Here is a 24692-nt window from a genome sequence, read left to right as displayed (position 1 = left end):
ATCTGCCGACCCTATCAGGAGTCCTGCCGACCTACGCGCCGTACCTCTCCTGACCGAGCAGGGATACCTGCACGCCATGCGCGAGATCTCCGACGCTTGGCGAGGGAGCGGCGCCTATCTATTCATGTCGTCTGGGACAACCGGTCAACCCAAAATCGGGTTACAACCACGGCATCAGCACATCCCAGAGATACTGCAATCATGGAATCCGACGTCCCGGACGTCTGGTCGGCGCTTCGTCGATTTCTCTTCTGGCGGCAAGGCCTGGTCAGCAAACCACTTCTTCCGAGAGCTTTGTCTCTCGAAGGGGATGATATACCTGCACCTCGGCAATGTCGCAAACGACCTCGATCTCGATGCAATCTGGGGCCGCGTGCTCCTCCAATCCGAGGCCTGCGTAATCTCCGGAAACCCTACATTGCTGGAGATCATCGCTTCTTATGTGGTCAAGCTTGGCCGGGACATGCCGACGGTCCAAGCAGTCCTCTGGACCGGAGAGCCTCTAAAGGGTTTTCACGAACGGGCTATAACGCGCGCATTCCCCAACGCTGAGCTCTGGAGCGTTTACGGTGGGACTGAACCATGGGTGATCGGCTTCCAAACGCCAGAGATGCCGCGCAACCAATTCCGGGCCCTTGACTATCAATACGTCGAGTTGGTGGACGGCTCACTGGTCGTAACGTCATTGAATGAGGCCGTCATCAACCCAATGCTGAGATACAAGGTTCCCGATCTCATTGAGGCGGTCGATCAGACCGCTGACGGACGTATTCTTGAGTTTAAAGTATTGGGCCGCGCCGACAACAGAATATTCTTCGACGGAAACAACGTCTCGCCTAGAGCGATCGCGCAGGCGGTACGCCGTATTCGCAACATCGAAGATTCCCAGGTCATACTCCGTCAGCGCGACGGCGTTGTGAAGCGAATCGAGATCCGGATAAGGCCTCAGTTCGGTGCGGCGGAGCCATCGCATGATGATGTCCTGAAGGCGCTCATCGAGGACGACGTCCAGAACGACGTCCTTCGCGAGATATTGTCGGTGGATTCGAGCGAGCCGTTCGTCATCAACGACCGCAGCGGCAAGTGCGCCGACTACGTGTTCCTCGACTTCTAGCCTCTCCATCGCCGCTCGACGTCACACTGTCGGCCTATCCACGGAGTTTCCGATGAATATTGAAGCGACGAGCGCCTCGTCGGAGGCCAACAATGCACTTGCCGAGATGCGAAGCGTTTGGCAAAGCGAATGTCCTCCACTGCTCCGCGCGTATCAGGAAAGAAAGCTCGCGCGGGTTTGGGATATCGCGAAGTCGTCGCGGGCATACTCACATCTGGGCCGCTTTAGCGTCGGCGCCTTTCAACAACTCGATGTTACTTCTAAAGCTGCCTTGAAGGCGCGTCCCGATGATTTCGAGAGCAGCCTTATCGAACAAGCAGTCAAGTACTATGAATCGACTGGAACAACAGGAACGGCAACGCCGACACGCAGAACGGCAGAAGATATCGCCTGGAATTACGGAAGTGTGTTTCTACAATGGGGAGAGGTCATTCGGCCGAATGACCGCTGCTTGACCTTGCTGCCGTCCGATATCGCACCTATCGGCGATCTAATCGTCGGCGTATGCGAAATGGCAAGTGCTTGCGTCGCGAGATGCTTTCCCTTCACCCAAGGCATTGTTTCCTGGGATCGGATTGAAGCGCTCTGCAGTCGCTTTCAGCCCACGGTAGTATTTGCATCACCCGGCACGCTGATCCAGATGATGCGTGTATTCAAGATCCGAGGAACCTTTCGCTCTTGCGCCGCCTCGGTAAACACCATCATGCTTTCCGGCGAGGTCGTCTGCCGGGAATTGCGGCAGATGCTGGCGTCCGAGTGGGACGCCGACGTCTACGTTGCGAGCTACGGGTCGACCGAGACAGGAACGATTGCCGCAACAGGCAGCGACAACTCTCTCCGGCTTCTGGAATATGCATATATCTGTGAGATATCGACACCAGAAGGAATCAAGCCTGCCGAGCCAGGGGATTGCGGTCAACTGGTCATCACTACGTTGAATGCATTCGCAAGGCCACTGCTGCGCTTCGACACAGGCGACAGAGTCAAGATACTAGGTGACACGAGCAGCTCGAGAAAATACCTCGAGATTCTAGGGCGCGAAGAAGAGACGCTCGGAATTGGTAGCCGCAATTACCTCACAGCCGAGGTCGATAGCATGGTCTACAATACCAAAGGAGTCACTGGATACCTACTAAAGGTTCGGAATAACGAAGTTGTCGGCATCATTCTGGAACACGACCCGGACTATAGCGACAGACTAGACGAGCTCTCGAAAAATGCGGCCAGATCATTTCGCGATCATGGACTGAATTTTGAACTCGAGATTGTAGCTCAGCTTCCCATCACGACAAAGAGTGGGGCGTCGCTAAAGAGCTGGAAGCGCTCCAATGCCGTCGCAGCTTAGCCTCGACCCGTCCATCGAGCGCCTGTCAGGCTCGTTGCATCTGTTGCGGGACGGCGGGGCGGGCACTGGCGGGGCAGACCTTTGGGCCACCTACGCTGGTGTGAGAACCCTGAGGTGGTTGGAGTACACGCTGCCCGAGCCCGAGCGCAGCGGAACGATACATTACCTCTTGTCACGACGAAATCGCGATGGAGGCTTCGCGTGGCAACGGGGACTGATATCAGACGTGTGGGCCACATACTACTGCAGCCAAGCATTGACGGACTTGGGCGCGCCCGTGCCCGAAATTCCAAGAATGGCCGACTGGCTGGCTCGCCTCCAACACGGCAACGGCGGCTTTGCAATGATCGCCGGGCAGGAGCCGGACGTATGGGCGACTTACTACGCCGCGCGTCTTTTCCACGAAATCGTGCGGGCGAAGATTCCCGCCCAGGCCGAGCTCTTAACTTGGCTGCGCTCGCTTCAATTGCCAGACGGTGGCCTTACTTGGTGTCCAGGCCACCGACAATCGGATGTAAGGGCGGTCTACTACGCCGTTAACGCTCTTAAAGCTCTCCAACAGCGTCCGGATCTGCCCTGGCAAGGGCACGAACTTCTAAAGTGGATGCAGAGCAGACAGGCGGAAACCGGCGCGTTTTGCTTTCATGCGAACGCAGCGCCATGCATGTGGGCGACGTTTCGGGCCACAAGCGCTCTTCGAGCTCTGGGATGGTCTCCAGCCGAGCCGGAAGCGTGCCGCGAGTGGATACTCGGCCAACTGACGCCGGAGGGGTTTACTCGTTGGGAGGGCAGCGCTCAGTCCGATGTATGGGCAAACTTTTCGGCTGTCGGAGCACTCGCGGCGCTCGACTCGAAGCTGGAGGCGGCCCAAGCGGATGTCGTACGCCGAAGTGTTATACGGACAAGCGTCCCGTCGGGAGGGCTCAACTATCGCCCAATCGCGCTTGCCAGCGACGCACTGACGACCGCATCGGCAGTGATGATCGCCTGCATCAATTCCCCCCGACATCCCTCTATCGAGACGCTGTGCGAATGGCTCCAAACGGCACATACCCCATGGGAAGGCGGCGTAATGTATATGCCGGGGCGCGGCGCAGAGGTGCGCTGTTCACTATGGGCCGTGTCGGCCCTCCGCCTGGCGGGCCGGCGGCTCCGCGAGGAAGGAAGGCTGGTCGAATGGATTAGAGAGTTGCAAAACCCAGATGGCGGCTTCGGGTATTGGGTGGGGCGAGGATCTGATATGACGTCATCGATGTCCGCGGTTGCCATCCTTACCTCGCTTGGAAGGGACGCCAACAACGAAATCGATCATCGCTCTCTTACCGGCTTTGTTATGCGATGCTTGCGCCCGGACGGCGCCGCCGCTACACCCCGCGGCTTATCAAGCGGAAGTGCGACTGCCCAGGCTAGCTATATACTGCACAGCCTTGGCCAACGAGATTTGGCCGAGAAGACCGCCAATTGTCTCGGCGAACTGTCTATCATGTCCGGTTTCCGAGAAACAAGAGCCTCTCTGCCAAGCCTTTATGCGACCTACCAAGCGTTGCTTGCCTATGGCCAGAACGATCGCCTCCCTATGTCATCATCTTCGCTGGACCGTTTTCTTGCGAAACTCGTTTCCAAGACCGGTGAGATCGGATGGACGCCGCTACAGCAAAGCGGCCAGGATCCATTAGCGGTAGCGCTATTTACGCTTTTGAAGCGTAAGGCTGATGATCCCGCGTTCTCGCTTCCTGTTCTCGCGTTGACCGCTTGAGCCATGCCCACCTTAACGATCCACTCCGACCTCAAAGACCCCACTATGCGGGGCCGCTTCTGTCGACGCGTCACGGTCACCTTCGGACGGCTGGGAGTCGATGTCAGGCACGTACTTACTCGCTGGCTGGTCATTGATCCGAGTGCCGTATTCTCTGGACCCGCCCCGCTCGCCCGCTCGAATGTGAAATCGCTGGCCTCCGTCGCGTTTATTGCTATCGAGGTAGACCAAACACGTGAGCGCTCCTGGCGTGACAAGATTGTTGAGGGTGTGCTCAGTGCGTCGAAAGACGTATTCCCGCACGACCGCCTCTTCATACGACTGATCCCGGTTGATCCGTTCGATCATTGGAATGTCATATTGGCCGAAATGCGCGATCGCGCAGTAAAGGAGGGGCGCAATGCCGGGCGAGACGACTGTTGACAAGATCTTAGCCGCTTCGCGCGAACTATTTCCGTTCGAGCTGAAACTCGCTCAGATCGACACGCCCCTTCCAAGCATTCCTGGACTGAACTTCGACAGCCTGAAAGCTATGGAAATGGTCTCACTCCTTGAAGAACTATTCGGAATCGAGATCGATTTTGGTGTTGACGATCTCTCCTTTAATCTTTCGACCGTTCGACGGGCAGCCCAATTGGTCGAACGAAAGTTGAGCGTTAAGCACGTGTCAGGTGCTGCGGAGTGAATGCCGAGGAGGCGCGAACGTGGACGCGATGGATACGACCACCCGACCAGCGGCCAAGGAATTGTCCTGGCCGGAGCTGCAGGCTCTGCTATTCGATTCTAAATCAGACGAGCGATGCATGGTGCGCAGCGAACTCGATCGCTCGCTCACATGCGCCCCCTGGTCGATCGATTTTTGGCGGGCTAGCCAGCTTCGCCAGACTATCCCCCTCTGTGCAAGTATCGGTCTACGCTCCTCAGGGACGACTGGGACGGCAAAGGTAGCGTGGCGATCGATGCTGCAGGTCGAACTTGAAGCGAACTGCATTGTGCAGGCTTTCGCACTCGAGCAAGTCGATGAAGTGGTTTCATTCGCTCCTGTAAACCACGCCTTCGGCTTCTTGTGCGGGATCGCACTCGCGCGCAACAAGCGCGCTCGCCTGACCTATTGCCCCCAGCTTCAGGGAGGTGAAATCCTCCGCGTTCCATCGTCCGGGAGACGAATTATTCTTAGCCTCCCCTCGACTTGGCAGATGTTGATGCGCACCGGGGTTCTGGACGATCCATCGACGACAATCCTCCATTCTGCTGGCCCGGTCCCGCGAGTTGCTCGGGACATGCCGAACTTTGGCCGCCCGTCCTCTTACGCCCTCCGCGAAATCTTCGGATCGACGGAAACTGGCGCAATTGCATATCGACAATCGGCGCGCGACGACGCGAGCTTTTGGCAGCTGTGTTCCGACACCACTCTGCTCGGTCCAGACCTTGAGGGACGGCTCCGTGTATTGAGCCCACGCTGCGCAACAGCTTCACCAAGCGGAGAGCTTGGCCCCAATCTCGACGGCATCACCATCGAAGATGACGTAGAAATTCATCCGGGGCGACAGATCCGGCTCAATGGCCGTCGAGACGATCTGGTGAAAGTCAACGGCGTTAACGTTCGTCTCGGACTCCTCGCGACCGAGCTTGAAATGGTGTTTCCAGACAGGCCAATGACAATTGTGATCGAGCCGGACGTCGTCCGTGGGCATACCTTCTACTTGATCACGCTCGCACGTAGCGTTTCCCCTGCCATGCGAGCAGAGCATGAGCGTACGATTGGTCGGACGGTCACACGACTATTTGGAGCTCACGTGTACCCAGCCCGCTACGTTTATGCCGATACGCTGCCATCGACCAATACCGGAAAAGTTCGCATTCGGCGCCTGGTCAGCGAAAACTCAGTTGAGGCACAATGAACACCGCGAGACGATAAGGTACACACACATGCGCTCTTACCCAGTTCCCGATTGGCTGCTCTTCATTAATGATTATGTTCGTCGAGGGCACGCCTATCTCGCCGGCCTGGGCCTTACATTCGAAGTCGGTAGCGATTTCGCCGTTTTTGCGGCTGCCTACTATGAGCTCTCCGGCGAGGTAGTTCTCAGCACGTACGATCCAGAACACAGCTACCTTACGCCAGCAAATAGTTTTTGGGCGATCGCGCGCAGATCGGGCCATTGCGTTGCGACAGCAGCCATCAAGTTGATCGATAGCCACGATTTTCGCTACGACCTGGCTGTGGGAAAGGTCTTTTGGGATCTCGCTCCGCGATTGGCGCCGTTTGCGGAAGAATTGCTCACGCCGGAGTTCCCCTTCATGGCCGGCAAAGTCGCGTATTGTGGGGCCGCCTTCGTCGCGCCCGAACTCCGACAGGAGGGAATCAATGCGTGCGTCGGACGGATGACTCGCTTGCTCTCAATCAAGCACTTCGGGGTCGAATGGCTTTGCGCGACATGCTTTGAGAGGGTTGCGCGATCAACGCTCCCGCTCGGCAGCAACGCCTTCTCGCATATCGCTCCTTGCATCGTCGCGCCTGCACCAGCCTCATTTCCGGGTGAACCGTTTTATCTGATGTGGTCAAGCCGCGACGAAATGCTAGAGCGACTGCGCACTCATAGCGGCTTCGGGTCGGCCTCGCTGCTCCAGGAGCGCAATCATCCAGCTTCCTAGGTTGCCCTAGTGCGTCTTAAACGAGAGGGACTAAGCAATGTATACGACAATATTCGACTGCGCGGAATCTAACGTGCGATCCTATTGCAGACATTTCCCGGTTACCTTTTCGTCCGCAAGCGGCGCCTGGATGGTGGATACAGATGGCCGAAAGTACCTCGACCTTCTTGCAGGTGCTGGAAGTTTGAACTATGGGCACAACAACCCTCTTATCGTCGCGCCGGTGATCGAGTATCTCAATGGAAGCGGCATCGTTCAATCGCTAGATCTTCATACGGTAGCGAAGGCCGAATTCTTGCAGGCTTTTTCAGATAGCATCCTCGCTCCACGCGGACTTACGTACAAAATTCAGTTTACAGGTCCGACCGGAACTAATGCTGTTGAAGCGGCATTGAAATTGGCGCGCAAGATCACTGGTCGTACCAATGTCGTGGCGTTCACAAACGGCTATCATGGGATGAGTCTTGGCGCGCTCGCTTTGACATCGAATCCCGTCAAGAGGGCGGGTGCCGGCGTCGCACTTACAAATGTTACGTTCCTTCCGTACGACGGTTATTTCGGTCCGTCAGTCGACGTTTGCGATTACATCGAAGCGATGCTCACATCGCCAGGCTCTGGAATTGATCGACCGGCAGCGGTGATCGTTGAACTGGTACAGGGCGAAGGTGGTCTCGCTGCCGCACGCATGTCTTGGATCGAGAGAATCGCTGGGCTCTGCCGGGAGATCGGAGCGTTGCTTATCGTCGACGACATTCAAGCTGGTTGTGGGCGGACCGGATCGTTCTTTAGCTTCGAGGGTAGCGCGGTTCAGCCAGATATGGTCGTACTTTCCAAATCGCTGAGCGGCCTCGGAGCGCCGCTATCCGTAGTATTGATCCGCCCTGACCTCGACATTTGGTCGCCGGGTGAGCACAATGGAACCTTCCGCGGAAATAATCTTGCGTTTGTCGGCGCAACGGCTGCTATCCGATGTTACTGGACGAACGGTGACTTCGCGAGATCGGTTCAGGAGCACGCAAATGTGTTGACAAGGGAACTGACCGCGATTGCTGACTCTACGGACGGCGAGGCAAGCGTGGTTGGCCGAGGACTTATCACGGGTTTGTCATTCCGGTCCGTTGCTCTTGCCGATCAGATCTCTAAACGTTTGTTTGAGAATGGCGTAATCGCCGAGACCTGTGGCGTCCACGACCATGTCGTGAAACTGCTGCCGCCTTTAACGATTTCCTCTACGGATCTGTCGTTTGCGATCGATACGCTGCGTGAGGTCGTCGCGAGCACGTTAGGGCGACCGGCGCAAGTCGACGCAGCCTAGCCTCAAAGTCCAATCCAACTTTCGAGAACATGACGGTGAAAACGTCTCCTCTCCTACCGACTATCCTGGGCGTTCTGATTTCGATCAGCTCAGTGTCAACCGTCATGTATCTGCCCGCCTTTCCGGCGATCGAAACCACGTTCGCCGCCCCGAAGGGCAGCGCTCAAATTACCCTTGCCGCGTGGTTTATTGGCTTGGCCCTCGGTCAAGCTATCCAAGGCGTGCTATCCGATGGGTTTGGGCGCCGCACCCCTTTAATCTGCGGCATTCTCGTCTACACTGCGGCCTCTGCCGGTTGTGCTTTGGCCACCGATATCGAATCGCTGGCCGCGCTGCGTTTTTTCGCTGCGCTTGGATGCTCGGCACCTACGGTCATACCGCGTGCGATGGTCCGTGACATCGCGACCGGTCAAGTCGCAAGACATCTGCTCGCCAAACTGATACTGGTAATGGGCGTCGGCCCCATTGTAGCGCCAATCGGCGGTTCGCTCCTGCTTAATGAATTTGGATGGAGGGCGATTTTTTGGTTTTGCACAGGGTATGGACTAATATCTTGCGCAGTTGCCTCTGCGTTTGTTCCCGAGACGCTGCCACAACAAATGCGCATGACGGTTATGCCGGCGCACGTTCTTGCGTTGAACTTGCGGATCTTAGGCGAGCCCGGCTTCGTGACGAATGTCGTCATGAGTTGTTTTGCTATGTTCACACTATACGCGTACATCACGAGTTCACCCGCTATTCTTATCGAGTTCTATGGATATTCGTCCTGGTTGTATTCGGTCGCGTACGCGATATGGTCCGTCTGCTATATTCTTTCTGCCCAGATTAACGCCCATCTATTCCATCGGTTCGGCGGAGATGCCGTGCTTGGGGTCGCTTCGGCTACAATGCTGTTGGTCTCGATCGGACTTCCCTTGGTCGCTTTTTTGCAGCCCCAGTCTGGCGCGCTTACCGTATTAGCTGTCGGAATTGTTATGCTATGCACTGGGGTGATATTCCCGAACGCGAGCGTCGGCGCTTTGGCCCAGCACGCGTCGAGCGCCGGTAGTGCCGCAGCATTGCTCAGCGCGCTGCAACTTTTGGCTGCTGCGGCAGGCAGCATGCTTGTCGGATATTTTTCCGATGGGAAGCCGCTCGGACCGTGGATGCTCACCTTCCTTGGAGCCTTCGGAACTCTGATCGCGGATCGCTACCGAGCGAAACGCGAACCGCGCGATGCACTCAACTCATAATGAGGCTTGACATTGAAGCCGGTCATGGGAGGTCCGGTTTTGCCGAGGGTCTGCCATTGACCAACCGCTCTACATGCGATGACGAAGTCGGAGAGCGATGGACAATGTTCCGGAGGTGCCGAGCGCACACGCGGCTCCTCGTCCAAGCGTCAAAAGAAGGGTTATCCAAACAATGGCAGGTGATCGATCGCTGAAGCTATCGAAACGGGAAATTGACTGCCTCCATTGGGCAGCCCAGGGCAAATCCTCGTGGGATATTAGTATCGTTTTGCAAATCAGCACGAACACGGTTAATTTTCATCTTAGAAACGCGATGGAAAAGCTGGAGACGGGGAGCCGGCTCGTAGCCATTGTGAAAGCGATCCGGTTGGGTTTTATTGATTTGCCCAAGCTGTGAGCTGACCTCGTGACCTGTGAACTGTTCTTTCGCGACAGACCGATCTCACCGTCAAAAGATTCGGAGTGCACTCGAAAAGATCCATCTGCCCGCGGATGAAACGGACGATGGCTTCCGAGTGTATGGATACGTGTTGCCGGGACAGGCCGTAGACTATCTGTAGGAAGGCCGTTTAGGTCAATAGCAACCTTCCGGCTGTGCGACGACTCACGTTCGGTTGCCCCCTGAGAGCGACATCGCCGGCTATGACCGAGGGTCCAAGATGGGGCCACCAGGCGACTCCGCCAGCGCGGCGATGCCGCGCCCGCTCGTCCGGGAAAGCGAACCTCGTATTTGCCCGATCGAACGTCGCCCCCGGTCCATTGGACTAAACCGCTCGCGCGGACTCCGCGGCTGGCGGCGGAGGCAAGACGATAGCGCAACGGGGCGTCCTGTCTTGAGATGAGGGGTTCGACACCTCACTCAAGACAGGAGCATCCCCAATGACCAAGCAGGCCATCAGCCCGTTGCGCCAGCGCATGATCGAAGACATGGCGATCCGCAAGTTCGCTCCGAAGACCCAACATGACTACGTACAAAGGGTCAAGGACTTCGCCGCGTTGCTCGGCCGCTCTCCCGATCAGGCCGAGCCAGAGGATGTGCGTGGTTTCCGGCTGCATCTGGCGTCGAGCGGCGCCCACGCGCCGAAGGTTTTCGTGAAGCGCATCTTTGCTGTCATACGTTTTTTCAGGATTGGTTTTCCGTGATCGTCGGCTGCCGATGGCCAGCTGGTTCTTGTGCCAAAGTGCTATGTGGAAAATTGTAACGCTTGGCACTTGATTGCACGAGCGTGCCGTAAGGCAAGCCGCGTGATACGAAGAAGACGTTCGGCAGAGCCATGGTCAGCGCGGCACTGTTCGAGAGCCGCCAAGGGCCACGTGGGTTGCCGGCGGTCTTGAGTGCCAGCTCCCGGCCAACGCCGCGGCGTTGCAGCTCATCGAAGCGAGTGCGACCGTGCTTCCATTGGGTCCAGACGATGGCGCGCAACCGCCGCCTGATCCACTCATCGAGCTTGCGCAAAAGCCCAGCGAGCGGGCCCGACACGGGCCTCGTTATATCCCTGCGGTGCAATGCCCATCTGGCAGGCAAGAAGCTCCTGCCAATGGTTCTCAAGTTCCTGGTTCAGTTGATCGGCAACGCGCGTGGCCCTCCGGCCCGTGCGGTCAGAAGACAGCGAACCCTGGTCGAATGCTTGACGATGCCACGCGGGTCCAGTGCCGCAAACTCGACCGGCACGCGCCGAGCGAATGCCAGGTACCATTCCGACGGGTGAGGAAGTCAGGAATGATTCCCTCCCCTGTTGGACGAAATGTTGGACGTCCTGTTGGACGTTTTGTTGCACGCTTTGGCTGGCACGGGGCGGCATCGGTCCGGGTGATACGGCCGAATTCTACCGCGAGCGTGCCGCTGGCTTTCTGTAATTCTTTGTATTTTCAAGTTTTGTGCCTCCGCTTGGAGGCACTTCGGACGGCCAACGCTCTAGAGGGGGTGAGCGGTGTTGGCGCTCCCCTAGGGCAGTCGATGGCGCGCCGGGAACGATTCGAACGTCCGCCCCTCCGATTCGTAGTAAAGGCAAGGTTCTGTCGAGAGGACGTCTGTCCTTCACTCTCGATGAACCCCAAAGATAGCGGCTGCGCGCAGCCGAACCTGGGCCGTCGGGATCCCTCATTCCCGGAGTCCGTCCCAGCGGTTAGACCGGGACGGTGAGTGAGTTATGACAGAAGTGGTTGCGGGGATAGGATTTGAACCTATGACCTTCAGGTTATGAGCCTGACGAGCTACCGGGCTGCTCCACCCCGCGTTAACTTGTGCGTCACCTTCAGAGACGCGCCGGGCGGTCCTGGCAGACACCGAGGCGCTGCCGATCCATCCCAAAGGCTTCCTGAGAAGGCTTGAGCCCGTTGGCCTAGCCGGCCGTCGGGTGCGGGCGGTATGTACCAATGCGAGGCCGGTTTGGAAAGGCCTTTCGGGAAGTTTTTTTGCCGGATTGTGACACCGCCTCTCTCACGACTCACATCAGAAATTACCTCAACATTACAAATACATATGAGAGCGACCTATTTGCCGGCCGGGACCACGGCACGGGCCGGCCTGGGGACAAGGACAAGTTCTTCGGGAGGCGGCGGCAGGGACCGACGACACACACCTCCAAATGGATTGGCTCCACGCTCGCGCCCAGGCGGCGCAAAACCGACGCCGTGCTTGCCAAGGGTCCCGCAACGCGGCAGCTTTAAGCCAACCAGAATGACGGCCCTGCACGCGGCCGCGGTACACGCGAGGAGACGTCCATGGACCAGTCCCTGAAGAGCCCAGCCCTGTCGGCGCTCGACGACGCGTTCCACGCCCAGGTCGAGGTCTCCCGCAATGCGCCCCCGCCCGCTCTCGCGGCACGGCTGGACGGCCTGAAGCGGCTGCGAGCGATGCTGTCGGACAACGAGAAGCGCCTGGAGCAGGCGATCTCGGCCGATTTCGGCCACCGCTGCGCCGTCGAGACGACGATCGCCGAAACGCTGTTCCTGCAGGCCGAGATCAGGCACACGCTCAAGGTGCTGCCGCGCTGGATGGCGCCGCGGCGCATCGCCACCGCGCTGCAGTTCTGGCCGGCGCGCAACCGCCTGATTCCGCAGCCGCTCGGCGTGGTCGGCATCATCGCGCCGTGGAATTACCCGTTGCAGCTGACGCTGGCGCCAGCAATCGGCGCGCTCGCCGCCGGCAACCGGGTCATGATCAAGCCGAGCGAGCTGACGCCGCACTTCTCCGCGCTGCTCAAGGAGCTCATCGCGGCGAATTTCGACCCGACTGAGCTCGTCGTCACCGGCATCGAGGACGGCGTCGCGGAGACCTTTGCCGCGCTGCCGTTCGATCATCTGGTCTTCACCGGCTCGACCCGCGTCGGCCGCATCGTCGCTGAGGCCGCCGGGCGCAACCTGACCCCGGTGACGCTCGAGCTCGGCGGCAAGTCACCGACCATCGTCGACGTCTCCGCCGACATCGACGAAGCCGCGGAGCGCATCGCCTATGCCAAGCTGCTCAACGCCGGCCAGACCTGCATCGCGCCGGACTACGTGTTCGTGCCCGAACAGCATGGGGACGCATTCGCGAGCAAGCTGCACCGGCACATGCTGCAGATGTTCGGCACCAACCCGGCCAATGGCGACTACACGTCGATCATCTCCGAGCGGCACTATGCCCGGCTGGAAGGATTGCTGCGCGATGCGATCGCGCGCGGCGCCAGGACGCTGAGCACGACCAGCCCGGAAGATCCGGCCTGGAAGAAGCTGCGGAAGTTTCCGCCGACGATCGTGGTCGGTGCGAGCGCGGACATGGCGATCATGCAGGAGGAGATCTTCGGTCCCCTGCTGCCGATCATGACCTATCGGCAATCCGACGACGTCATCCGCCACATCAACGCCCACGACCGGCCGCTCGCGCTGTACTGGTTCGGCACTGACGCTGCGGCCCGTGACACGGTGCTGGCGCGCACCGTCTCCGGCGGCGTCACCATCAACGACTGCCTTCTGCATTTTGCGCAGATGAACCAGCCGATGGGCGGCGTCGGCGCCTCCGGCATCGGCCATTATCACGGCGAATGGGGCTTCAACAGCTTCAGCAAGTTGAAGCCGGTGTTCTACCGCTCTCCCTTCAACCGCATGAAGGATCTCTATCCACCCTACGGTGCCAGCATCGCGCGGATCGAAAAGCTTCTGCGATTCCTGTCCTAGCCAATCGTCGTTCCCGGGGCGCAGAGCGCGCCCCCAGGAATCCCGAGACGATCGGGTGCAGATCAAACTCTCGATTCCGAGTTCGACGCTCAGCGCAAATGACTTCGCCACCTGCCGCGCGCCGCCGGAACGACATTCGAACAACAAGCAAAACAAACATCAGGGAGAGATGCGTGACGGACGAGGTCGATTTCATCGTCGTGGGCGGCGGCAGCGGCGGCGCAACGGTTGCCGGCCGCCTGTCGGAAGATCCGGCGACATCCGTCGCGCTGCTCGACGCCGGGGGACGCAACGACAACTGGATCGTGACCACGCCCTACATGCTGTTCCTGATGGTCGCGGGGCCCGTCAACAACTGGTCCTTCACCACCGTGCCGCAAGAGGGCCTGGACGGGCGCAGCGGCTATCAGCCGCGCGGCCGCGGGCTCGGCGGCTCCTCCGCGATCAACGCCATGGTCTACATCCGCGGCCACCGCGCCGACTACGATCATTGGGCTTCCCTCGGCAACACCGGATGGTCGTATGACGACGTGCTGCCCTACTTCAAGCGCGCCGAGAACAACGCCGAGTTCAACGGCGCGTATCACGGCCAATCGGGACCACTGCCGGTCAGCCGGCTGCGCACCGACAATCCCGTGCACGACATCTTTCTCCAGGCGGCGCGCGAAGCGCAGTTTCCGGTCCGCGACGATTTCAATGCCGACACGCAGGAAGGGCTCGGGCTCTATCAGGTCACGCAGAAGAATGGCGAGCGCTGGAGCGCGGCACGGGCCTACATCCAGCCGCATCTCGGCAGCCGCAGCAACCTGCGGGTCGAGACCTCGGCGCATGCGTCGATGATCCTGTTCGAGGGCAAGCGCGCGGTCGGCGTCAAGTATCGCCAGGGCAAGGAGGTCAAGGAGATCCGCTGCCGGCGCGAAGTGATCCTCGCCTCCGGCGCGTTCCAGACCCCACAATTGCTGATGCTGTCGGGCATCGGCGACGCGAGCGCCCTGGCGCGGCTCGGCATCGCCGGCGTCCACCATTTGCCAGGTGTCGGACAGAACCTGCAGGACCATCCGGATTTCATCTTCGCCTACACCTCCGACAACCCCAACTTTTCTTCGCTGTCGCCGAAGGGCCTGCGCCGGCTGCTGGCGGGCATCGGCCAATATCGCCGCGAGCGCCGCGGCGTCCTGACCTCGAACTTCGCCGAATGCGGCGGCTTCCTGAAGACGCGGCCTGATCTCGACGTGCCCGACATCCAGTTGCATTTCGGCATGGCCGTCACCGACGATCACGGCCGCAAGCGCCACGGCAATGGCTTCTCCTGCCATTTCTGCCTGCTCAGGCCGAAGAGCCGCGGCATGGTCGGCTTGAAGAATGCCGATCCGCTCGCCGCGCCGCTGATCGATCCCAACTTCCTGGGCGAGGCCGACGATCTCGAAACCATGGTGGCCGGCTACAAGACCACGCTGCGGCTGATGCAGACGCCGGCGATGCGCAGCCTCGGCAAGCGCGACCTGTTCACGTCGGATGTCAGGACCGACGACGACATCCGCGCCATCCTGCGCGCCCGCGTCGATACGGTCTACCATCCTGTCGGCACCTGCAAGATGGGCGTCGACGATCCGCTCGCCGTGGTCGATCCCGAATTGAAGGTGCGCGGAATGTCCGGCCTGCGCGTGGTCGACGCCTCGATCATGCCGACCCTGATCGGCGGCAACACCAATGCGCCGACCATCATGATCGGCGAGAAGGCCGCCGACATGATCAAGCGCGAGCTGAAAGGCTGAGACCGCTCGCCATCGAGGGAAATCAACCTGCCGATCAGCAGGGCCTCACGTCAGCAGGAAGCCGCCGTCCACCGTGACGACGCTGCCGGTCATGTAGCGCGAGGCGTTGGACGCCAACAGCAGGATCGCGCCGTCGAGGTCGCTCTCGTGGCCGACGCGCCGCTGCGGGATCCGCTTGACCAGCTTCTCGCCTGCCGGCGTCTCCCAGACCTCGTGATTGATGTCGGTGTCGATGTAGCCGGGCGCCAGTGCGTTGACGCGGATGCCGCTCGCCGCGAGCTCCAGCGCCAGCGCCTTGGTCGCCTGCACCACGCCGGCCTTGGAGATCGCATAGGGCGAGATGAACTTGACGACGCTGAAGCCGAGCACCGAGGCGATGTTGATGATGTTGCCGCCGGTCTTGCGCGCGGCCATGCGCCGAGCTGCTTCGGTTGCGGCAAAATAGGCGCCCTTCAGATTGGCGCCGATCACGGCGTCCCAATCCGCCTCGCTCTGCTCGACCGCGAGCTTCTCTACCGCAATGCCGGCATTGTTGATCAGCACCGTCACGGGTCCGAGCGCGGCCTCGGCCGCATCCATGCCCCTGACGATCGATGCCATGCTCGTCACGTCCATCTCGACCGCGGCGGCGCGACCACCCCTTGCCTTGAGCTCTGCCTCCAACGCCTTGAGCTTGCCGGTCTGGCGTGCCGCGAGCGCGACGGCGGCGCCACGTGCCGATAGAACCCGGGCGAACTGCCGGCCGAGCCCCTGGCTCGCGCCGGTGATCAGGATCACCTCGCGGCTGACGTCGAACAGCTCGGACATGGTTCCTCCCACGATTGCTCATTTGTTGCGGCGCATTGATACAGACGATTTGAAGTAGCGCAAACCGGAATCGTTTACCGGGCCCGGCCTACAACCGCGGCGGAGCAACCATGAACGCTTTCGACCTCGCCGCTTGTGCCGCACTGATGGTTGCCGTCTACAGCGGCTTCTCGACCGGGCTGTTGCGCAGCGCCATCACGATTCTGGCCTACCTGCTCGCGATGCCGCTGGCGATGGGCGCGGTTGCGGCGATGAGCCCGCAACTGCGCGACGTGCACGGCACTCCGCTGGCACAGAACTGGCTGCAGTTCTTCGCCGCCTTCGTCGTCATCGGCATGGCGCTGGGCAAGATCGGCCGCATCCTGCTCGACGAAGCGATCGGTTCCGAGGCCGGTTTTGGCGACCGGCTCGGCGGCGCTCTGCTGGGCGCCGTGCGCACCGGCATGGTCGCGACCACGCTGGTGCTGGTGTTCGACAGGATCGTTCCCCCCGAGCGTCAGCCGCGCTTCCTCGAGGGATCACGCCTGCGGCCGATGCTCTCGCTCGCAGGCGCAAAAGGCTTCCGCTCGCTGCCTCCGGAGCTCGCAAGCCTGATCGACCGGCTGAAGCAGGAACGGCGCATCTGACGGACACGGCGGCGCCGCCTCTCCCGTCATAGCGAGCCATGCAATTCGGCACAGGCCGGCTGCTCTTATCAGCGGCAATTCGGTTGGCTAGAATGCGCCCATCTTTCTTCCAGCCTCACTGACATATCGGAGTGATCAATCGTGGATCTCGGGATCAAGGGCCGCCGCGCCATCGTCTGCGCCTCCAGCAAGGGCCTGGGCCGCGCCTGCGCCATCGCGCTGGCCAATGAAGGCGTACATGTCACGATCACGGCGCGCGGCGCCGACGTGCTGGCGAAGACCGCGGCCGAGATTCGCGCGGCCAATCCTGGCGTCACCGTCACGGAAGTGGCGGGCGACATCACCACGCCCGAGGGCCGCGCCGCCGTGCTGAAGGCCTGCCCGGATCCGGACATCCTGATCAACAACGCCGGCGGCCCGCCGCCCGGCGATTTCCGCAACTGGACCCGCGACGACTGGATCAAGGCGCTCGACGCCAACATGCTGACGCCGATCGAGCTGATCAAGGCGACCGTCGACGGCATGATGGCGCGCAAGTTCGGCCGCATCGTCAACATCACCTCGGCCGCGGTGAAGGCGCCGATCGACATTCTCGGCCTCTCCAACGGCGCCCGCGCCGGCCTCACCGGCTTCGTCGCCGGCCTGTCGCGCAAGACCGTGATCAACAACGTCACGATCAATGCGCTGCTGCCGGGGCCGTTCGAGACCGACCGCCTGCTCTCGACGGCAAAGGGCGAGGCCGAGAAGCGCGGTGTCACGCCGGAGCAGATCCTCGCCGACCGCGCCAAGACGAACCCTGCAGGTCGCTTCGGCGATCCCGAGGAATTTGGACTCGCCTGCGCCTTCCTGTGCGGCGCCAAGGCCGGCTACATCACCGGCCAGAACATCCTGCTCGACGGCGGCGCCTTCCCGGGCACGCTGTAAGACAGACTTCCTTGGGCGGTCTGGCGCGGAAACCTGCTACGCCGATCCCGGGCTTTCACCTCGCCCCGCTTGCGGGGAGAGGTCGGATTGCATCGCGAGATGCAATCGGGGTGAGGGGGGCTCTCCGCGAACGCGGTGCCTGTGGAGAGTCCCTCTCACCCCAACCCTCTCCCCGCAAGCGGGGCGAGGGAGCGCAGCGCCGGCGCAATAGGAATTCGAATCCAACTAATAAAGCTGTGAGTTCTGTTTGCCATCCGCGCTATGAATACAGCGACTCTGCCTTTCCGAACGACCTACCGCTTCGTGGTCTCGTCCTCGTCGCGCTGGCTTGGGCTCGACGAATCCGCCGTGGTGCGGCCTTCGGTCCAATCGATGCCGAACGCATCGAGGCCCTCCGCCAGCAGGTCGCCGAGCATCGGCTCGCCCAGCAGATAACGCGCGGTGTGGCGGTCGCGCTGGCCGGCGGCGTCGCGGCGCAGATCGTCCCACTCGTCGATATCGCCGTCGCCGCGGCCGAGCCGCATCAAGGCGACGAGATCGGTCTGCTCGTCCTCGGTCATCGCGTTGATGAAGCCGGTGATCTCGCGCACCACGGGATCATCGCCGCTATCCTGGAGCACGTCGACCATGTCGTCATCGACGGCATTCGAGCCGGATTCCTCATCGGTCGCCTGCTCCTTGACGTCGAACTCGCGCGCCTTTTCGATCAGGAAGGCGACCTTCTCGGGCGATATCGTCAGCTCTGGCATGGCGTTCTCCTCATGGACGGACTGCAGCAACGCCTGTTCCGGGCAGTTGATCCATTGCGCCGGAACAAGCCGCGCGGCATCGTGACCGGCATCAAGAATAGGACGAGGAAGCGCGCATGTCTTGGACGATCGGCCGGGTCAGGGTCACCAAATTCGTCGAGCTGGAGACCGTCGGCGGCACCCGCTTCATCCTGCCGCAGGCAACACCCGAGACGATCCGCGAGCTGTCCTGGCTCACGCCCGATTTTGCGACCGATGAAGGTCGGCTGAAGATGTCGATCCACACCCTGGTGCTGGAAACACCGACGATGCGGATCGTGGTCGACACCGGGCTCGGCAACGACAAGCAGGGCCGCAGCGTGCCAATGTGGAACAACCGCGCGACACCGTTCCTGGAGACGATGAGCGCTGCCGGCCTCCCGCCTGAAAGCATCGACATGGTGATCTGCACCCACCTCCATGTCGACCATGTCGGATGGAATACGCGGCTGGTCGACGGCCGCTGGGTCCCGACTTTCTCCAATGCGCGCTACGTTTTCGGCCGCACCGAATATGAGCATTGGCGCGATCACAGCGAGGCCGCCGACGAGACGGCGACCTTCGCCGATTCCGTGCAGCCGATCGTCGCCGCCGGACGCGCGGAGTTCGTCGGAAGCGAAGCGGTGATCACCGACGAGATCACCCTGATCCCGACGCCGGGGCACAGCCCGGGTCATGTCAGCCTGCACATCCGCTCGGATGGCGCGCAGGCCGTGCTCACCGGGGACGTCGCCCACCATCCCTGCCAGATGGCGCGTCTCGATTGGAGCTCGACGGTCGATTCCGATCCGGCGCAGGCGATCGCGACCCGGCGGGCGCTGTTCTCGCGTTTTGCCGACACCGAGACGCTGGTGATCGGCGGCCATTTCCGTGCCGGCCATATCCGGCGGGACGGCGCCGCCTTCCGCTTCGAGGCATTACAGGGCAGCGGCGACGCATAGCCCGCAAGGTTGAATTTCCTCCCGCCATGCTCCATGACAGGGCTCTGGAATACCAGGGAATTGAGGGAGAGAAACCAATGAAGCTTGTTCGCTACGGCGAGAAGGGCGCGGAAAAGCCGGGCCTGATCGACGCATCCGGCCAGTTGCGCGACCTGTCGGCGCATGTGAAGGACCTCGATGGCGCGGCCTATGCGCCGGAGTCGCTGAAGAAGCTCGCCGCGCTCGATCCGGCCTCCCTGCCCGCCGTTGCCGGCAAGCCGCGGCTCGGCGCCCCTGTCACCGGCATCTCGAAATTCGTGGCGATCGGCCTCAACTACTCCGACCATGCCAAGGAGACCGGCAACCCGATCCCGGCCGAGCCGATCTTCTTCCTGAAAGCCAACACCGCGCTGTGCGGTCCCTATGATCAGGTCGAGAAGCCGCGCGGCTCGACCAAGCTCGACTGGGAAGTCGAGATCGCCGCCATCATCGGCACTCGCGCCAAATACGTCTCAGAGGCCGAGGCGTTGAACCACATCGCGGGCTACACGATCTGCAACGACGTCTCCGAGCGCAACTTCCAGATCGAGCGCCTGGGCCAGTGGACCAAGGGCAAGTCGCACGACACGTTCGGTCCCGTAGGTCCGTGGCTCGTCACCAAGGACGAGATTCCAGACGTGCAGAACCTGTCGATGTGGCTCGACGTCAACGGCCAGCGCCGCCAGACCGGCACCACCGCGACGATGATCTTCTCGATGGCGAAGTGCATCTCCTACGTCTCGCAGTTCATGACGCTCCTGCCCGGCGACATCGTCACCACCGGCACGCCTCCCGGCGTCGGCATGGGCATGAAGCCGCCGACCTTCCTCAATGTCGGAGACGTCGTCACGCTCGGCATCGAGCGCCTCGGCGAGCAGCGCCAGGAGATCATCGAGGCGTAAGGCGCGATATCGACTTGTGAGTCATTCCGGGATGGCGCGTAGCGCCAGACCCGGAATCTCGAGATTCCGGGTTCGATGCTTCGCATCGCCCCGGAATGACCAGCCAGAGGACACTTCCGATGAAACTCACCTTCTCGCCCGCCTCGCCATTCGCCCGCAAGGTGCGCATCGCTGCCATCGAACTCGGGCTGATCGACCGGCTCGAATTCGTGCCTGCAGCCGTGGTGCCGGGCCAGGCCAATGAGGAGTATTCGAAGATCACGCCGCTGAAGAAGCTGCCGGTGCTGATCCTCGACAATGGCGACGTGATCCTGGATTCCTACGTGATCGTCGAATATCTCGACGAGCTCGCCGGCGGCAACGAGCTGATCCCCGCTTCCGGCCCGTCGCGCTGGAAGGTCAAGAGCGAGCATTCCATGCTGCAAGGCATGCTCGATTCCATGCTGCTATGCCGCTACGAGGCGATGGTGCGGCCCGAGGGCCTACGCTGGCAGGCCTGGTCCGACGATCATTGGAACAGGGCCTGGATGGGCATGGCGCGCTTCAATGCGCAGCCCGACTTGATGACGCGCCCGTTCGACATCGTCGCTATTGGACTCGTCTGCGTACTCGGCTATGCCGATTTCCGCTTCGCCGATTGCGGCTGGCGCAAGGCATTTCCGGCACTCGACGCGTTCCACGACAAGATGCTCGAACGCGAATCGGTGAAGATCTCGGTGCCGCCGGCAGCTTGATCCCTGAACAGGAGCTGCCGTGACGCTGACGTTCTCGGTTGCAGACACGACCATTCATCGCATCATCGAGCAGGAAACCACGTTCCTGCCGGCGCGTGAGATGTTTCCCGAGCTGACATCGGAGATGCTGGCGGCAGAGCGCAGCGCGCTGCAGGCGGCCGGTGCCCTCGATGCGCAGGACACGCTGATCCTGTGCTTTCAGTCCTACGTGGTGAGGACGCCTCACCACACCATCCTGATCGACAGCTGCATCGGCAACGACAAGCCGCGCGCGCGGCCGGTCTGGAACATGAAGACCGACGACAGCTACATGCTTGCGCTTGCGGCCGCGGGCGTATCGGTCGACGACATCGACGTCGTGATGTGCACGCATCTGCACACCGATCATGTCGGCTGGAATACGCGGCTCGACAACGGCCGCTGGGTGCCGACCTTCCCGAATGCGCGCTACGTGTTCGCGCAGCGCGAATATGACTACTGGGTGGCGCAGAATGCCAAGGCCGAGGTGCCTCCATTCGCCGACAGCGTGCTGCCGGTGGTCGAGGCCAAGCGCGCCGACATCGTCGGCGACGCATTCGCGATCGGTGATCATGTCCGGCTGCTGCCGACGCCGGGCCACACGCCCGGCCATGTCGCAGTCGCCGTCGGCAGGGGCAGAGACGATGCGGTGTTCGCCGGCGACCTGATCCACACGCCGCTGCAGCTCAGCTTTCCCGAGCTGTCACCGAGATTCGACGTCGACCCGGCTCAGGCCGGGGTGACGCGCCGCGCCTTTCTCGAGCGCTATTGCGACACGTCGACGCTGTGCTGCACGGCGCACTTCCCGTCGCCCTCGGTCGGCCGCATTACCCGCAAGGGCAACGGCTTCGCCTGCGAGGCGGTCTGAGACACGGGCGCGGCGCCGGTCACCGCGCCCGTCAATCGAACAGGCTCGGCGTATGGTTCACCGCGGCGCCTTCGATCGCCAGCATCTTCAGCTTGGTCTCGACACCGCCATTGGCGGAGAAGCCGCCGGGCTTGTTGCCCGCCGCCAGCACGCGATGGCAGGGTACCACGATCGGGCACGGGTTGCGCCCGAGCGCCTGGCCGACCTCGCGCGACAACTCGACGCCGCCGAGCTGCTTGGCGATGTCGCCATAGGTCAGGGTCCGGCCCGGCGGGATCCGGCGCGCGATCTCGTAGACGCCGCGCTGGAACGCGCTGACGCCGTCGAGATCGAGGTCGACATCGCTGAGATCATCCGGCTCTCCGGCAAGCAGCGCCGTGATCCGCGTGATGGTGCGCCGCACATGCGGCGGCGGCTCGGCTTCGCCGATGCCTTCGTAACGCTGCTGCATCCGGATGCGGATCTGCGCGACGCCGCCCATCGGCAGTTGCACCGCATTGATGCCGCGCGCTCCCCATGCGATCGCGCAAGGGCCGATCGCGGTCTCGAAAATTGCAAAGCTTTGCTCTGACATGACGGACTCCATCGCCGCTCTGCCCCGTATCATCTGCCAGTCAAATTAGGCTTGGAGAATGTTGCGATCCACCCGGATTCTGCCAATGTCGACAGCGGAAGCACCGTGATGCCCATCGGCAGGCCGAAAGGATGGGAGCACGGCGCAGGGGCAGCCCGGCGCAAAGAGCGGGCGCCTCATCCGAGGAAACCAAGGCGAGGGAGACGGCCATGAAGCTGACGCCGGAGCAGATCGCATTCTTCAACCGCGAGGGCTGGCTGTTCCTGCCCGAGCTGTTCAGCCCCGAGGAGACCGCCTTTCTCGCCCGCGAGGCCGAGGCGATCTATGCGGCTAACCGTCCCGAGGTCTGGCGCGAGAAGAGCGGCGCGCCGCGCACGGCGTTTGCCGCCCACCTCTACAACGACGCCTTCCGCGTGCTCGCGGCGCATCCGCGCATGATCGAACCGATCGAGCAGATCTTCGGCGAGAAGGTCTACATGCATCAGTTCAAGATCAACGCCAAATCGGCCTTCACCGGTGATGTCTGGCAATGGCACCAGGACTACGGCACCTGGAAGCGCGACGACGGCATGCCGGAGCCGCGCGCGATGAACATCGCGATCTTTCTCGACGAGGTGATGCCGATCAACGGCCCCTTGATGCTGGTGCCGCGCAGCCAGCATGCCGGCGACCTCGAGGCGTCGCATGATCTCGCGACAACGTCCTATCCGTTGTGGACCTTGGACGAGGCGACGGTGACGCGGTTGGTCGCGGAAGGCGGCATCGTCGCGCCGACCGGAAAGCCCGGCGGCATGCTGATGTTCCACGGCAATCTTGTGCACGGCTCCGCCGGCAACATCACGCCTTACCCGCGCAAGATCGTGTACCTCACGCTCAACGCCGTCTCCAACCATATCCGCACCCCGACGCGGCCGGAGTACATCGCGCATCGCGACTTCACGCCGATCGCGATGCTTCCGGATGACGCGCTGCTGCAGCTCGCTCGCGCCCATCGCGAGGCGGCGGAGTGAGGCTCGCACTCCATCATCTAACAGGTCGTCATGCCCGGGCTTGACGCGTGAGTATTGGCCGCATCGACCTGCGTCGAAGAAACACTGGATCTTTCAATGAACCTCCACGCCCTCCTCCAAGCCCGCGCCGCCGCCGGCAAGCCTGTGCGCGTCGCACTGATCGGCGCCGGCAAGTTCGGCTCGATGTTCCTGGCGCAGGTGCCGCACGTCGCGGGCCTCGAGGTCCCCGTCATCATCGACCTCGATCCCGACCGCGCCCGCGACGCTTGCCGGACGGTCGGCTGGAGCGCCGAGCTGATCGCGCGCACGAATTTCAGCCCCGACGGTTCGAAGGCGACGGGTGACGGCATTGACGTCGTTGTCGAAGCGACCGGCAACCCTGCTGCCGGCATCCGCCACGCGCGCGCCGCGATCAAGGCTGGCAAGCACATCGTGATGGTCAATGTCGAGGCCGACGTGCTGGCCGGGCCGCTTCTCGCGGAAGAGGCGCGCAAGGCGGGCGTTGTCTATTCACTGGCCTATGGCGACCAGCCGGCGCTGACGGCCGAGCTCGTCGACTGGGCGCGCGCGACCGGCTTCCACGTGGTTGCGGCCGGCAAGGGCACGAAATATCTGCCGGCCTATCACGACGTGACGCCCGATGGCGTCTGGCAGCATTATGGGCTGACGGCGGGCGAAGCACAGTCCGCCGGCATGAATCCGCAGATGTTCAATTCCTTCCTCGACGGCACCAAGTCGGCCATCGAGATGGCCGCGATCGCCAACGCGACGGGGCTCGACGTGCCCACGGACGGACTGCTGTTTCCCCCCTGCGGTGTCGATGATCTGCCCCATGTCCTGCGCCCGCGCGACCGCGGCGGCGTGCTGGAACGATCGGGCATGGTCGAGGTGGTGTCATCGCTGGAGCGCGACGGACGGCCGGTGTTTCGCGATCTGCGCTGGGGCGTCTATGTCGTGCTGGAGGCGCCGAGCGACTACGCCGCGGACTGCTTCCGCCAATATGGCCTGAAGACGGACGCCAGCGGCCGCTATGCGGCGATGTACAAGCCCTATCACCTGATCGGGTTGGAGCTGAACGTCTCGGTGCTGTCGGCGGCGCTGCGGCGCGAGCCGACCGGACAGCCGCTCGGTT

The 24692-nt window shown here is 61.7% G+C and carries 25 protein-coding genes, 1 tRNA gene and 1 pseudogene (1 of these 27 only partly in view); 22 read left to right on the top strand and 5 right to left on the bottom strand.

Annotated elements, in window-relative coordinates; all coding sequences use genetic code 11:
- The first annotated feature begins 76 nt into the window (after positions 1 to 76).
- From QW861_RS30420 to QW861_RS30370, 12 genes and pseudogenes are all read left to right on the top strand, one after another.
- A complete protein-coding gene (locus tag QW861_RS30420) occupies positions 77 to 1114 on the top strand; it encodes an AMP-binding protein (protein WP_315718620.1) in 1038 nt (345 codons plus the stop codon).
- Between the two features lie 52 nt (positions 1115 to 1166).
- The gene (locus QW861_RS30415) at positions 1167 to 2459 is read left to right on the top strand and encodes a phenylacetate--CoA ligase family protein (protein WP_315718619.1); all 1293 of its coding nucleotides are present in this window, start codon (positions 1167 to 1169) and stop codon (positions 2457 to 2459) included.
- A pseudogene (locus tag QW861_RS34080) lies at positions 2443 to 2709 on the top strand (hypothetical protein); the annotation flags it as partial. The gene QW861_RS30415 and the pseudogene QW861_RS34080, both read left to right, overlap by 17 nt.
- A gap of 45 nt (positions 2710 to 2754) precedes the next feature.
- Complete coding sequence (locus tag QW861_RS30410) at positions 2755 to 4215, top strand: prenyltransferase/squalene oxidase repeat-containing protein (protein WP_315718618.1); 1461 nt, start codon at positions 2755 to 2757, stop codon at positions 4213 to 4215.
- 3 nt (positions 4216 to 4218) lie between these two features.
- The gene (locus tag QW861_RS30405; RefSeq protein ID WP_315718617.1) at positions 4219 to 4638 is read left to right on the top strand and encodes a hypothetical protein; all 420 of its coding nucleotides are present in this window, start codon (positions 4219 to 4221) and stop codon (positions 4636 to 4638) included.
- On the top strand, positions 4616 to 4900 hold the full coding sequence (locus QW861_RS30400) for an acyl carrier protein (protein ID WP_315718616.1): 285 nt from the start codon (positions 4616 to 4618) through the stop codon (positions 4898 to 4900). Before QW861_RS30405 ends, QW861_RS30400 begins: the two co-directional genes overlap by 23 nt.
- A 28-nt stretch (positions 4901 to 4928) precedes the next feature.
- A complete protein-coding gene (locus QW861_RS30395; RefSeq protein WP_315718624.1) occupies positions 4929 to 6116 on the top strand; it encodes a class I adenylate-forming enzyme family protein in 1188 nt (395 codons plus the stop codon).
- 28 nt (positions 6117 to 6144) lie between these two features.
- Positions 6145 to 6870 (top strand): hypothetical protein, encoded by a 726-nt coding sequence (locus tag QW861_RS30390; protein ID WP_315718615.1) that lies wholly within the window; start codon positions 6145 to 6147, stop codon positions 6868 to 6870.
- Positions 6871 to 6907: 37 nt separating this feature from the next.
- Positions 6908 to 8185, top strand: coding sequence for a diaminobutyrate--2-oxoglutarate transaminase (gene ectB / locus QW861_RS30385; protein WP_315718614.1), 1278 nt, complete (start codon positions 6908 to 6910; stop codon positions 8183 to 8185).
- A gap of 29 nt (positions 8186 to 8214) precedes the next feature.
- Positions 8215 to 9417, top strand: coding sequence for a Bcr/CflA family efflux MFS transporter (locus QW861_RS30380; protein ID WP_315718613.1), 1203 nt, complete (start codon positions 8215 to 8217; stop codon positions 9415 to 9417).
- 97 nt (positions 9418 to 9514) lie between these two features.
- Complete coding sequence (locus QW861_RS30375; protein WP_315718612.1) at positions 9515 to 9814, top strand: helix-turn-helix domain-containing protein; 300 nt, start codon at positions 9515 to 9517, stop codon at positions 9812 to 9814.
- Between the two features lie 482 nt (positions 9815 to 10296).
- The gene (locus tag QW861_RS30370; protein WP_315769830.1) at positions 10297 to 10560 is read left to right on the top strand and encodes a phage integrase N-terminal SAM-like domain-containing protein; all 264 of its coding nucleotides are present in this window, start codon (positions 10297 to 10299) and stop codon (positions 10558 to 10560) included.
- On the opposite strand, the gene QW861_RS30365 is transcribed toward QW861_RS30370, so the two are convergent.
- Together QW861_RS30365 and QW861_RS30360 are read right to left on the bottom strand one after the other, a co-directional pair.
- Positions 10541 to 10897 (bottom strand): group II intron maturase-specific domain-containing protein, encoded by a 357-nt coding sequence (locus QW861_RS30365; RefSeq protein ID WP_315718070.1) that lies wholly within the window; start codon positions 10895 to 10897, stop codon positions 10541 to 10543. The genes QW861_RS30370 and QW861_RS30365 overlap by 20 nt on opposite strands.
- A gap of 680 nt (positions 10898 to 11577) precedes the next feature.
- Positions 11578 to 11654: transfer RNA gene (locus QW861_RS30360), tRNA-Met, on the bottom strand.
- Between the two features lie 487 nt (positions 11655 to 12141).
- Between QW861_RS30360 and QW861_RS30355 the strand changes: the two genes are divergently transcribed.
- Entirely contained in the window at positions 12142 to 13575 is a 1434-nt protein-coding gene (locus QW861_RS30355; protein ID WP_316193872.1) for a coniferyl aldehyde dehydrogenase, read from the top strand.
- Positions 13576 to 13748: 173 nt separating this feature from the next.
- Positions 13749 to 15350 (top strand): GMC family oxidoreductase, encoded by a 1602-nt coding sequence (locus tag QW861_RS30350; RefSeq protein ID WP_316193871.1) that lies wholly within the window; start codon positions 13749 to 13751, stop codon positions 15348 to 15350.
- Between the two features lie 45 nt (positions 15351 to 15395).
- Here the strand turns inward: QW861_RS30350 and QW861_RS30345 are convergent, their stop codons facing one another.
- Positions 15396 to 16157 (bottom strand): SDR family NAD(P)-dependent oxidoreductase, encoded by a 762-nt coding sequence (locus tag QW861_RS30345; protein WP_315718074.1) that lies wholly within the window; start codon positions 16155 to 16157, stop codon positions 15396 to 15398.
- A gap of 110 nt (positions 16158 to 16267) precedes the next feature.
- On the opposite strand from QW861_RS30345, the gene QW861_RS30340 reads away from it, so the two are divergent.
- Positions 16268 to 16783, top strand: coding sequence for a CvpA family protein (locus tag QW861_RS30340; RefSeq protein WP_315718075.1), 516 nt, complete (start codon positions 16268 to 16270; stop codon positions 16781 to 16783).
- A gap of 141 nt (positions 16784 to 16924) precedes the next feature.
- Positions 16925 to 17707, top strand: coding sequence for an SDR family oxidoreductase (locus QW861_RS30335; protein ID WP_316166778.1), 783 nt, complete (start codon positions 16925 to 16927; stop codon positions 17705 to 17707).
- Between the two features lie 293 nt (positions 17708 to 18000).
- On the opposite strand, the gene QW861_RS30330 is transcribed toward QW861_RS30335, so the two are convergent.
- The gene (locus tag QW861_RS30330) at positions 18001 to 18456 is read right to left on the bottom strand and encodes a DUF3775 domain-containing protein (RefSeq protein WP_316171774.1); all 456 of its coding nucleotides are present in this window, start codon (positions 18454 to 18456) and stop codon (positions 18001 to 18003) included.
- 116 nt (positions 18457 to 18572) lie between these two features.
- Here QW861_RS30330 and QW861_RS30325 point away from each other — a divergent pair, with 116 nt between their 5' ends.
- The 4 genes from QW861_RS30325 (at position 18573) to QW861_RS30310 (ending at position 21976) form a co-directional block, all read left to right on the top strand.
- On the top strand, positions 18573 to 19436 hold the full coding sequence (locus QW861_RS30325) for an MBL fold metallo-hydrolase (protein ID WP_316193870.1): 864 nt from the start codon (positions 18573 to 18575) through the stop codon (positions 19434 to 19436).
- Positions 19437 to 19513: 77 nt separating this feature from the next.
- Positions 19514 to 20356, top strand: coding sequence for a fumarylacetoacetate hydrolase family protein (locus QW861_RS30320; RefSeq protein ID WP_315718081.1), 843 nt, complete (start codon positions 19514 to 19516; stop codon positions 20354 to 20356).
- Between the two features lie 119 nt (positions 20357 to 20475).
- The gene (locus tag QW861_RS30315) at positions 20476 to 21090 is read left to right on the top strand and encodes a glutathione S-transferase family protein (RefSeq protein WP_316193869.1); all 615 of its coding nucleotides are present in this window, start codon (positions 20476 to 20478) and stop codon (positions 21088 to 21090) included.
- A gap of 19 nt (positions 21091 to 21109) precedes the next feature.
- Positions 21110 to 21976: an MBL fold metallo-hydrolase gene (locus QW861_RS30310; RefSeq protein WP_316193868.1), complete on the top strand. Its 867-nt coding sequence runs from the start codon at positions 21110 to 21112 to the stop codon at positions 21974 to 21976.
- A 31-nt stretch (positions 21977 to 22007) separates the two neighbouring features.
- On the opposite strand, the gene QW861_RS30305 is transcribed toward QW861_RS30310, so the two are convergent.
- Positions 22008 to 22550: a methylated-DNA--[protein]-cysteine S-methyltransferase gene (locus QW861_RS30305; protein WP_315753793.1), complete on the bottom strand. Its 543-nt coding sequence runs from the start codon at positions 22548 to 22550 to the stop codon at positions 22008 to 22010.
- A gap of 209 nt (positions 22551 to 22759) precedes the next feature.
- Here QW861_RS30305 and QW861_RS30300 point away from each other — a divergent pair, with 209 nt between their 5' ends.
- Positions 22760 to 23560 (top strand): phytanoyl-CoA dioxygenase family protein, encoded by an 801-nt coding sequence (locus QW861_RS30300; RefSeq protein ID WP_315753795.1) that lies wholly within the window; start codon positions 22760 to 22762, stop codon positions 23558 to 23560.
- A 96-nt stretch (positions 23561 to 23656) separates the two neighbouring features.
- Positions 23657 to 24692, top strand: partial view of an NAD(P)H-dependent oxidoreductase gene (locus QW861_RS30295; protein ID WP_316193867.1) — the 5' portion only. The gene runs 272 nt beyond the window's last position; only the first 1036 of its 1308 coding nucleotides appear in the window; it begins with the start codon at positions 23657 to 23659; its stop codon lies beyond the right edge, outside the window.

Source organism: Bradyrhizobium sp. SZCCHNRI1029, from assembly GCF_032487555.1.
Classification (GTDB): Bacteria; Pseudomonadota; Alphaproteobacteria; order Rhizobiales; family Xanthobacteraceae; genus Bradyrhizobium.
The sequence above is the reverse complement of the archived record's forward strand: the minus strand, read 5'-3'. Positions and strand labels throughout refer to the sequence as shown.